The organism is Streptomyces sp. MS191 (genome assembly GCF_008042125.1).
In the GTDB taxonomy this organism is placed as follows: domain Bacteria; phylum Actinomycetota; class Actinomycetes; order Streptomycetales; family Streptomycetaceae; genus Streptomyces.
This window is the reverse complement of sequence record NZ_RDBI01000119.1, coordinates 1-788: the sequence shown is the minus strand read 5'-3', so window position 1 is coordinate 788 and position 788 is coordinate 1. Positions and strand designations below refer to the sequence as shown.

Annotated in this window: 2 pseudogenes; both read left to right on the top strand. The window is 77.8% G+C overall.

The features are described from left to right. Positions 1 to 562 (top strand): annotated as a pseudogene (locus tag EAO71_RS35395) (pyridoxal phosphate-dependent aminotransferase); the annotation flags it as partial. Between the two features lie 14 nt (positions 563 to 576). Continuing rightward, positions 577 to 788 (top strand): annotated as a pseudogene (locus EAO71_RS35390) (MBL fold metallo-hydrolase); the annotation flags it as partial.

Genomic DNA, 788 nt, shown 5'->3' with positions numbered 1-788 from the left:
CCGCTACACCGACCGCCGCGCCCGCACCCTCGACGTCCTCACGGCCCTCGGCGCCGTCGTCACCGGGCCCGTTGCCCCCGCGGCGGCGCACGCCCTCGACGAACCGGAGGACGTCGTCGTGCGCGCCGCCCTCGCCGCCGCACTCCACGGGCGGGTGGCCGCCGCCGCGCACCGCGTCGCCCTCGCGGCCGGCGCCGTCGCCCGCCCCCCGCAGGCCGGCCGTCATCTGTACGCCGATCTCGGCCCGTTGCGGGCCGGACTGGCCGCCCGCGGCGTCACCGACTCCATGGAACTGGAGAACCACCTCACCCGGCGGCTCGGCACCCCCGTTCCCGGCGGCCACCGCTTCGGCGACGAACTCGGCGCCCTGCGCGTCCGGTTCGACACCGGCCCGCTCCTCGGCTCGGACGAGGAGGAGCGGACGGAATCCCTCAATTCGGCGAACCCGGTGGAACTGCCGCACGTGGCGCGGGCGTTGACACATCTCAGCGCCGCCCTCGAAGAACTCCGGACGGAGCCGGCGAGCCCTGCGCAGAACCCCGACGGACCGCGTCACGCGTAGAACGGAGCCCGCAGATGACGGAACAGACGGCGCGCCCGGCCACGACCCCGCGGAAGGCCCGCGACGCGCGCACCGCTCCCGCCCTCCAGCCGCTCGGCCGGATGCGGCCGGACTGGCCCCGTTCCTTCGCCGACCGGCTCACCGCCCCGCTCCCCGGCGTCCGCGCCATGGCCCGGCTCGCCCGCGAGGGCGCCGTCCGCCCCCGCCCCGACGGGCTGCGGGACAC